10 protein-coding genes and 1 pseudogene are annotated in these 8,816 nt (G+C 73.3%); 7 read left to right on the plus strand and 4 right to left on the minus strand.

What is annotated here, in order from left to right; genetic code table 11:
* Positions 1-312, minus strand: a pseudogene (locus EF918_RS37760) (hypothetical protein); the annotation flags it as partial.
* A 3-nt stretch (positions 313-315) separates the two neighbouring features.
* A complete protein-coding gene (locus EF918_RS27735) occupies positions 316-1,293 on the minus strand; it encodes an alpha/beta fold hydrolase (RefSeq protein ID WP_125651667.1) in 978 nt (325 codons plus the stop codon).
* Positions 1,294-1,437: 144 nt separating this feature from the next.
* Between EF918_RS27735 and EF918_RS27740 the strand changes: the two genes are divergently transcribed.
* From EF918_RS27740 to EF918_RS27755, 4 genes are all read left to right on the plus strand, one after another.
* A complete protein-coding gene (locus tag EF918_RS27740; RefSeq protein WP_125651668.1) occupies positions 1,438-1,653 on the plus strand; it encodes a hypothetical protein in 216 nt (71 codons plus the stop codon).
* Positions 1,654-1,845: 192 nt separating this feature from the next.
* Positions 1,846-2,487, plus strand: coding sequence for a TetR/AcrR family transcriptional regulator (locus EF918_RS27745; RefSeq protein WP_125651669.1), 642 nt, complete (start codon positions 1,846-1,848; stop codon positions 2,485-2,487).
* Between the two features lie 150 nt (positions 2,488-2,637).
* A complete protein-coding gene (locus EF918_RS27750; RefSeq protein WP_185921947.1) occupies positions 2,638-2,865 on the plus strand; it encodes a DUF3107 domain-containing protein in 228 nt (75 codons plus the stop codon).
* Positions 2,866-2,981: 116 nt separating this feature from the next.
* Positions 2,982-3,284 (plus strand): hypothetical protein, encoded by a 303-nt coding sequence (locus tag EF918_RS27755; protein ID WP_185921948.1) that lies wholly within the window; start codon positions 2,982-2,984, stop codon positions 3,282-3,284.
* A gap of 72 nt (positions 3,285-3,356) precedes the next feature.
* Here EF918_RS27755 and EF918_RS27760 read toward each other — a convergent pair whose 3' ends face one another.
* The gene (locus EF918_RS27760) at positions 3,357-4,103 is read right to left on the minus strand and encodes a ferritin-like fold-containing protein (protein WP_125651671.1); all 747 of its coding nucleotides are present in this window, start codon (positions 4,101-4,103) and stop codon (positions 3,357-3,359) included.
* Positions 4,104-4,538: 435 nt separating this feature from the next.
* On the opposite strand from EF918_RS27760, the gene EF918_RS27765 reads away from it, so the two are divergent.
* Together EF918_RS27765 and EF918_RS27770 are read left to right on the plus strand one after the other, a co-directional pair.
* Positions 4,539-6,041, plus strand: a complete 1,503-nt coding sequence (locus tag EF918_RS27765) for a DEAD/DEAH box helicase (RefSeq protein WP_312847870.1) — start codon at positions 4,539-4,541, stop codon at positions 6,039-6,041.
* A 10-nt stretch (positions 6,042-6,051) separates the two neighbouring features.
* Positions 6,052-6,870: a glycoside hydrolase family 43 protein gene (locus EF918_RS27770; protein WP_260610739.1), complete on the plus strand. Its 819-nt coding sequence runs from the start codon at positions 6,052-6,054 to the stop codon at positions 6,868-6,870.
* 22 nt (positions 6,871-6,892) lie between these two features.
* Here the strand turns inward: EF918_RS27770 and EF918_RS27775 are convergent, their stop codons facing one another.
* Complete coding sequence (locus EF918_RS27775; RefSeq protein WP_125651673.1) at positions 6,893-7,840, minus strand: XRE family transcriptional regulator; 948 nt, start codon at positions 7,838-7,840, stop codon at positions 6,893-6,895.
* Between the two features lie 302 nt (positions 7,841-8,142).
* Here EF918_RS27775 and EF918_RS27780 point away from each other — a divergent pair, with 302 nt between their 5' ends.
* On the plus strand, positions 8,143-8,754 hold the full coding sequence (locus EF918_RS27780; RefSeq protein ID WP_260610740.1) for a hypothetical protein: 612 nt from the start codon (positions 8,143-8,145) through the stop codon (positions 8,752-8,754).
* The last annotated feature ends 62 nt before the right edge of the window (positions 8,755-8,816 follow it).

Genomic DNA, 8,816 nt, shown 5'->3' on the forward strand with positions numbered 1-8,816 from the left:
GGTGGGGAGGCCGTGGGTGTCGTAGCCGTAGGCGTCAGGGGCGTACGGCGGCGTACCGGAGGAGCTGTCCGGGTACGCGTCCTCGTACGGACCCGGCTGCTGCGGAGCCGAAGGGTACGGAGAGGAAGAGGGGTACGGATACGGGTACGGGTCCTGCTGAGGCGGTGCCGGGTGGTACGGGTCCTGCTGCGGCGGTGCCGGGTGGTACGGGTCCGGACCCGCCGGGGGCGCCGGGTGCGGCGCGGCCGTGTCGTCCGGCCCCGGGGTCCGGGGCCGGGCAGGGGCGGGGTCCTTGCGACTATGTCGTCCCACCGGTCAGGCCCCGCCCTTGCGGTCCGCCGCCGTGTCCCGCAGCAGGTCCTTGAACGCGGCCGCCACGGTCTGCGGATGCTCCATCATCGCCACGTGCCCGGCCTCGGGCAGGCACAGCAGCCGGGAGCCGCGGAAGGCCGCCGCCGCCTTGTGCGCCATGCGGTAGGAGACGAGCTGGTCCCGGCCGCCGTAGACGAGCAGGGTCGGGGCGAGCACCCGGCCGGCCTGGCGCCACAGCCCGTGCTGGCCGCCGAGCGTGTACGCGTCGACGATGCCGCGGGAGGACCGGGTCATGGCCTCCCAGAAGTGCGGCAGCGCCATGCGCCGCTCCATCTCCTCCACCGCGTGCCGGAAGGCCTCGGGCGTCACCTGGGAGGGGTCGCCGTAGCAGAGCCCTATCACGCCGCGGGTGCGCTGCTCGGCCGTCAGGTCCCGGGTCAGCCGGGAGAAGAAGGGGCCCGCACCGGGCAGGGCGAGCAGCGCGGTCGGCACGGCCGACCGCTGCACGCGCAGCTCGGGCAGGGCCGGCGAGACCAGGGTGAGGGTGCGCACCAGGTCCGGGCGGACCGCGGCGACGCGGGTGCTGACGGCGCCGCCGAGGGAGTTGCCGAAGAGGTGCACCGGGCCGCGGTCGGCGGCATCGAGGTGCCGGATGACGGCGCGGGCGAGGCCGGTGACGGAGTAGTCGCGGTCGGCGGGCGGCGGCGAGTCCCCGAAGCCGGGCAGGTCGACGGCCTCGCCGTCGACGGTGTCCTCCAGCTCGGCCATCAGGGCCGACCAGTTCTGCGAGGAGCCGCCGAGTCCGTGGACGTAGAGGGCGGGCGGCAGACCGGTGCGGGCCGGCGGGCGGGAGCGGACGGTGAGCGTGAGCCCGGGCAGCGTGACGCTGCGCAGCTGCTCCCCCTCGGCCACCCGGACCGCACTCACCTGGGAGGTCACGGTGGCGGCGGACCGTACACCGGGCAGCTCGGTCGAAGACATGGGGGCAATGTTACGAGACGATCACGCGCGAACCGCTGTGTTCGCGGTCACAGGTCGGTACAGGTCCGCACCGCCACAGGTCCGCATAGCGGTGCACCCCCGTTCCTCCTAGGCTCGTACTGAGCGAGGAAAGAGGGGAGCCGTATGAGTGCCGACCCTGATGAACCGGACACCTTCCTGGACGAGGAGCCGGATGCGCTGGACGCGGAGGCGCCCGAGGCGGACGCCGCGGAGCAGCACACCGAGCTCAGGCCGCGCGAGGACGACCCGCTCACGGCCCGTGAGCGCGAGGAGGCCGCGGACGGCGACGCGGCCGAGCAGGCCAGAGTGGTGGCGCTCGACGAGGACGAGTACCGCTGACCGGGCGGCGGGCGGGCGTCCGCGAGGTCCCGGACGACGCTGTCGCCCCGCGCCTGACCTGGCCGGGAGCTGCCCGGGAGAGCGTCCGCACCGCGAGAAATCTCGGTCCGGACCCCCCAGATTCGGTTACCGAAAAGTACGATGGCGGCCGGCGCACAGCGCATGGTGTTCAAGGAGAAAGTGGGAGGCGGCGTGACAGCCATCGAGCAGACCGAGGCGGCGCGCCCGCGGGGCACGCGACTGCCGCGCCGAGCCCGACGTAACCAGCTGCTGGGCGCGGCCCAGGAGGTCTTCGTCGCGCAGGGGTACCACGCGGCGGCGATGGACGACATCGCCGAGCGGGCCGGGGTCAGCAAGCCGGTGCTCTACCAGCACTTCCCCGGCAAGCTCGACCTGTACCTGGCGCTGCTGGACCAGCACTGCGAGTCGCTGCTGCAGGCGGTGCGCGGGGCGCTCGCCTCGACGACCGACAACAAGCTGCGCGTGGCCGCGACCATGGACGCCTACTTCGCGTACGTGGAGGACGAGGGCGGCGCCTTCCGTCTGGTGTTCGAGTCCGACCTGACCAACGAGCCGGCGGTGCGGGAGCGGGTGGACCGCGTCTCGCTCCAGTGCGCGGAGGCCATCTGCGAGGTCATCGCCGAGGACACCGGGCTGTCCCGGGACGAGTCGATGCTGCTGGCCGTGGGCCTGGGCGGGGTCTCGCAGGTCGTCGCGCGGTACTGGCTGTCCAGCGAGAGCCCCGTCGAGCGGGACAAGGCGGTGGCCCTGCTGACGTCCCTGGCGTGGCGCGGCATCGCCGGCTTCCCGCTGCACGGCAGCGAGGGTCACTGACCGAGGGTCACCGACCGGGGGCCGCGCGTCCGGGGGGCTGTTCGCTCGCAGCGTGTCCGCCACGGGCCTGCGCTGTCCGCTCTCCGGGCTAATGTGGGCGGCGTACGGCGCGGACAGTCGCGCGAACCGGACCGTCGGAGGGACATAGCCGTGGAGGTCAAGATCGGCGTGCAGCACGCACCCCGGGAGATCGTGCTGGAGAGCGACCAGAGCGCCGAGGAGCTCGAGGCCGTCATCGCCGACGCCCTGTCCGGGAAGTCGCCGCTGCTGAGCCTGACCGACATCCGGGGCCGCAAGGTCCTGGTGCCGGCGGACCGCCTGTCGTACGTCGACCTGGGCGAGCCCACGCAGCGCAAGGTCGGCTTCGGCGCCGCCTGAGCAGCGGGAACTGCTGTGACACGGCCCGGTGGTTGTTCCACCGGGCCGTTTCCGTTGCTTCCGCTTCGGGTAGGACGGCAGTGATCCGATTTGCCCTGACGCAGGGGAGGGACCTCATGCTGCTGATCGAGGCGCTCGGCGCCGCTCTGCTCGGCCTCGCCCTTTCCGGCCTGGCCGTCAGGCTGCTCGCCCGTCGGCTGCCGTCGTCCCGGACCGTCCTGCTCAGCGGCACGAGCGGCGCCCTGTTCGGCGCCTGGCTCACCGACTTCGCGCTGGGCCCCGGCCACACCACCGTGACGGCCACCCTGCTGGGCGCCGCCCTGGTGTCGGCCGTCGTCCTGTCCCTCCTCCTGCGCCCCGCCCCCGGTCAGCGCCGCCGGACGCGGCGGGCTCCGTTTTCGCTCCCGTCGGGAGGCTGACGGCGCGGGCGGGCGAGTCGGCGATACGGAAGGCCCGGGCGGTACGGAAAGCCGCGGCACGTCCGGGTGACGTCAGGCCGCCAGGCCGAGGGCCGCCATCCGCTTGGTGTGGGCCTTGGTGATCCGGGCGAACATCTCGCCCACGGCCGCCAGGTCGAACCCGGCCGCCATCCCGTCCACGCCGCCGACCAGCATCGTCGACAGGGCGTCGCGCTCGGCGACGACCCGCTGGGCCTGCGACAGCGCCTCGCCCATCAGCCGCCGCGCCCACAGCGCCAGCCGGCCGCCGACCCGCGGGTCGGCCTCGATGGCGGCCCGCACCTTCTCCACGGCGAAGTGGCCGTGCCCGGTGTCGTCGAGCACGCCGAGCACCAGGGCCCGGGTGTCGGCGTCCAGGTGCGTGGCCACCTCCCGGTAGAAGTCGCTGGCGATCGAGTCGCCGACGTACGCCTTGACCAGGCCCTCCAGCCAGTCCGACGGGGCGGTCTGGCGGTGGAAGTCGTCCACGCCCTTGGCGAAGGGCTCCATCGCGGCGGTCGGCTCGGCGTCGATGGCCGTCAGCCGGTCCCGCAGCCGCTCGAAGTGGTGGAACTCGGCGGAGGCCATCTTCGCCAGCTCGGCCTTGTCGGCGAGCGTCGGCGCGAGCTTCGCGTCCTCGGCGAGCCGCTCGAAGGCCGCGAGCTCGCCGTACGCCAGCGCGCCGAGCAGGTCCACGACGGCGGCGCGGTACAGCGGAGAGGCGGAGGCCTGGTCCCAGCTCTGGGCGGCGATCCCGGTGAACCCCTCGTCGGCGGGCGATGCGTTATCTACGGTCGACATGCTCCGCACAATAGCCCGCCGGAAGGCCCCGGGAACCACCTGGTCAGTCGCGGTGCCGACGCCGACGTGATGAATTCGCCGGACACAGCTGCGCGATTTCGGGGTACAGTGCTATAGCGCCTGCCGAATACTCGGCGGGCCATCCGAATGAGGATGCCCGGTCGGTGGCCCGATCGGCTCCAACCGACCGCCCTCCGCGTGGTTGCACGTTCATGCGTGCCACTGCCACGAGGGGCCCCCTCAGCGGCACGAGCGCTTGAGCGAAGGCAGTGGTCCCGCGCAGCTTCGTACGTAGCAGTACTGCAAGCCAGGCACGGTACGACCCCCCTCTCGCCGCCTCGCGCCGCGTCTCACAGAAGAGGCAGCACCCTGACTACGTTCCGAGACCTCGGGATCTTTCCCGAGACCGCCGAAGCCCTTGAAGCCGTCGGCATCGTGTCCCCCTTCCCGATCCAGGAGATGACCCTCCCCGTCGCCCTCTCCGGCACGGACGTCATCGGCCAGGCGAAGACCGGTACCGGCAAGACGCTGGGCTTCGGCCTCCCCCTCCTGGAGCGTGTCGTCGTCCCCGCGGACGTCGAGGCCGGCCGGGCCAGGCCCGAGCAGCTGACCGACTCCCCGCAGGCCCTCGTCGTCGTCCCGACCCGGGAGCTGTGCACCCAGGTGACGAACGACCTGCTCACCGCGGGCAAGGTCCGCAACGTCCGCGTCCTGGCCATATACGGTGGCCGCGCGTACGAGCCCCAGGTCGAGGCGCTGAAGAAGGGCGTCGACGTGATCGTCGGCACCCCCGGCCGTCTGCTGGACCTCGCGGGCCAGAAGAAGCTCGACCTCTCGCACGTCAAGGCCCTGGTCCTGGACGAGGCCGACGAGATGCTCGACCTGGGCTTCCTGCCCGACGTCGAGAAGATCATCAACCTGCTTCCGGCGAAGCGCCAGACGATGCTGTTCTCGGCGACCATGCCGGGCGCGGTCATCGGCCTCGCCCGCCGGTACATGTCGCAGCCCACGCACATCCGGGCCACCTCGCCGGACGACGAGGGCGCGACGGTCGCGAACATCACGCAGCACGTGTTCCGTGCGCACTCGATGGACAAGCCGGAGATGGTCTCCCGGATCCTGCAGGCCGAGGGCCGCGGGCTGGCGATGATCTTCTGCCGCACCAAGCGGACGGCGGCGGACATCGCCGAGCAGCTGGAGCGGCGCGGGTTCGCCTCCGGCGCGGTCCACGGTGACCTGGGCCAGGGCGCCCGGGAGCAGGCGCTGCGCGCCTTCCGCAACGGCAAGGTCGACGTGCTCGTCTGCACCGATGTCGCCGCGCGCGGCATCGATGTCGAGGGCGTCACCCACGTGATCAACTACCAGTCGCCGGAGGACGAGAAGACGTACCTCCACCGGGTGGGCCGGACCGGCCGCGCGGGCGCGTCGGGTACGGCCGTCACGCTGGTCGACTGGGACGACATCCCGCGCTGGCAGCTGATCAACAAGGCGCTGGACCTGCCGTTCAACGACCCGGAGGAGACGTACTCGACGTCTGCTCACCTGTACGAGCTGCTGAACATCCCGGCCGGGACCAAGGGGATCCTGCCGCGTGCCGAGCGGACGCGGGCCGGCCTGGCGGCCGAGGAGATCGAGGACCTGGGCGAGCCGGGCGGCCGCGGTGGCCGTGGCCGCCGGGGTGCTGCGGCTCCGGCCGCCGAGGAGCGTCCGGCCCGGACCCGTACGCCGCGGCAGCGGCGCCGGACCCGCGGCGGGGCGGAGATCTCCGCGACGCCCGAGGCCACGGTCGAGGCCGCGGCCGCGGCCCCGGCGGTGACGGAGGAGGCTCCGGCGGAGCCGCGCAAGCCGCGCCGCCGCCGCACCCGCGCCGGCGGTCCAGGCCACCACCGCCGATGCCGCACCCGCCCTGGCGCTGGACCGGAACTTCCCCGACCCTGACGTGCTGAAGGTGGGCCGTACCTACCACGCCTACGCCACCAACGGCGAAGCGGCCAACGTCCAGCACGCCACCTCCACCGACCTGCTCCACTGGCAGCCGGCGCACGCCGATCCGCTGCCCCGCCTGGGTGACTGGGCCGAGCCGGCGCGCCCGCTCGTGTGGGCGCCGGAGGTCTTCGCCCACGGCCGCGGTTTCACCCTCTACTACACCGCCCGCGACCGCGCCTCGGGCAAGCAGTGCATCGGCGTCGCCCTGTCGTCCTCGCCCGACGGTCCGTTCGCCCCCGTCGGCACCGGGCCGCTGGTCTGCCCCGCCGAGCAGGGCGGCGCCATCGACGCCGCGAGCTTCACCGAGGGCCGGCACCGCTACCTGCTGTGGAAGAACGACGGGAACTGCTGCGGCCTCCCCGCTCGTATCCACCTCCAGCCCGTCTCCTGGGACGGCACCCGCACCGAGGGCGACGCCGTCCCCCTGATCGGCGCGGACCTGCCCTGGGAGGGAGGTCTGGTCGAGGCGCCCACGCTGGTGCGGCGCGGCGGCCACTACGTGCTCCTGTACTCGGCCGACTTCTACGGCGACCACCGCTACAAGACGGGCTACGCGGTGGCCGACCGTCTGACGGGCCCCTACACCAAGTCCCCGCAGCCGCTGCTGTCGAGCGAGTCGTTCGGGGGCGCGGTCCGCGGACCCGGCGGGCAGGACGTCGTGCCCGGACCCGACGGCCGCGACCGGATCCTCTTCCACGGCTGGAGCCCCGACGGCTCGGACCGGCGCCTGCTGTACGTCACCGGCCTGACCTTCCCGGACGGCCGTCCGGTCCTCGGCTGACCCGACAGGCCGTGGCGTCGGCTCAGCCCCACTTCTGACGATCGGAAGCGTCGCAGGACACGGCCCGCAATCCCTGTGGGCCGTCGTCCAGGCAGGTCCCGTCGGCCGCGCTGCCGATCCGTATCGACGCGTCGGGCTGGGCCGTCAGGAGCCACCTCTGGGCGGCTGCCCCGCTGCAGGAAGCGCCCCGCAACCCGGAGGCGCCGCCCTCCAGGCACGAGCCGGTCGCATGGTTGCGCAGCTCGCTGGTGCCGTCGGCGAACGGTCGCACCGTCCACCGCTGGTAACTCAGCCCGTTGGGCGCGAACGAACGCAGGCCCTGGTCGAGGCTGTGGTCGAGGCAGCGGCCCGTCACCCGGTTGACGAAGATGCGGCTGTACTCGCCCGGCCGGGCTCCTTCCGCACCGGCAGCCGACGGCTTCGGCGCACCCCGGGCGGTCGACGCCTCCGACCCCGAGGGGGATCCGGCCGGAAGCAGCAGGGACCAGACGACGGCACCGCCGCACAGCAGCCCCGCGCAGGCCCCGGCCGCGGCCCACACCCAGCGGCTGCTCCGCGCCCGGGTCGCCGTCGCAGCGGCCTGCCGCTGTCGGCGCGGCGGGGCCCCGGCGGGTTCCGGACCCGCCGGCGCCGGACCTCCCTGGGCCCGACCTCCCGGTTCCGGAGGGGCCACCGCTGCCGTCGACGGCTGCGGGCTCGCCGGGGCCGTCGGTTCCGCCTCCCAGCGGTGTGCCGCCTCCCACAGGGTGCGGTACTCAAGGGGATCCGCGTCCAGGGCCCGGCACAGGTCGCGTACGGTCGCCCACGGCGGAACGGTCTGGCCCTGCAAATAGCGCGACAGCGAAGAATCGCTGGCCATCACCTCGGACTCCAGCGAACGCAAGGTGCGGCCGGACCGCCGCTGAAGCTCCCTCAGCGCGTTCCCCAACTGCTGTGCCGCGCTGGTGCGCTGTCCTTCCGGCTCCTTCACGAACGGCCCCCCTTCTCACCGCCTGCAGGCCGTCCCGCGTCCCGGGACGGCCGTGTCCCTGCAGGTCAGGACCTTAGGGATCCCGACATCGCTGAAGCAAACGGGATGCCGTTGTCACCGCCGGGCCGACCCCCGCAGACTGCTTCTCGTCCAGCCCGCAACCGCCGCCGAGGGCGCTTCCGCCGCCCCGGCTGCCGGGCGTTGGACATTCCTCCGGCCCGTCCGGGCCGGGTTCCGGACGCTCGCGCTCTCACCGCGCGATGCGTCGTGCCCCTCCGCACATGAGAAGCAGGAGATCATCCATGTCCGAGAAGTCCACCCCCCGCTGGGTCACCGCCACGTTGACGGCCGTGCTCTGCGCGGGTTCCGTCGCCCTCGCGGCGCCGCCCGCCCCCGCCGCGCCCGTCCCCACCGTCGCCACCACCTCCACCGTCACCTCGGCCGCCACCGCCGCCGCGTCGGCGGCGGCGGCCGAGGCGGCTCCCCGCCTCACCCGGGCCCAGGTGCTGGCACGGGCGAAGACCTGGCTGACCGCGGCCAACGGCCGGCCCGTCCCGTACAGCCAGACCAAGCGGTGGAAGGACGGCTACCGGCAGGACTGCTCCGGTTACGTCTCCATGGCCCTCGGCCTGCCGAAGCCCGGCCCCAACACCGTCTCGTTGAAGAACGACGGGTTCACGCGGCGGATCGCGATGCGGGACCTCGCCCCCGGCGACCTGATCATCAAGGCCGACAGCAACAGCGCCGACCGGCGCCACGTCGTGATCTTCGACGGCTGGGCCGACCAGGCGCACACCCGCTACAAGTCCTACGAGCAGGCGGGCGGCGTCGGCACCCGCTGGAAGCAGCACTCCTACGGCGTGAACGGCCGCGACGGCTACCACGCCTACCGGCCCGTCAACATCGTCGGCTGATCCCTCCCACCGTTCCCGCGCGCGGCGGAGGCCGCGCGCGGGGACACCCCGCCCACCACTCC

Origin of the sequence: Streptomyces sp. WAC06614, from assembly GCF_003949795.1 — a bacterium.
Taxonomy (GTDB): Bacteria; Actinomycetota; Actinomycetes; order Streptomycetales; family Streptomycetaceae; genus Streptomyces.

Excerpts from the sequence above, each read along its gene's own strand:
- EF918_RS27780 (WP_260610740.1), top strand. The coding sequence starts at position 8,143 with ATGTCCGAGAAGTCCACCCCCCGCTGGGTCACCGCCACGTTGACGGCC.
- EF918_RS27760 (WP_125651671.1), bottom strand. The coding sequence starts at position 4,103 with ATGTCGACCGTAGATAACGCATCGCCCGCCGACGAGGGGTTCACCGGG.
- EF918_RS27735 (WP_125651667.1), bottom strand. The coding sequence starts at position 1,293 with ATGTCTTCGACCGAGCTGCCCGGTGTACGGTCCGCCGCCACCGTGACC.
- EF918_RS27755 (WP_185921948.1), top strand. The coding sequence starts at position 2,982 with ATGCTGCTGATCGAGGCGCTCGGCGCCGCTCTGCTCGGCCTCGCCCTT.
- EF918_RS27740 (WP_125651668.1), top strand. The coding sequence starts at position 1,438 with ATGAGTGCCGACCCTGATGAACCGGACACCTTCCTGGACGAGGAGCCG.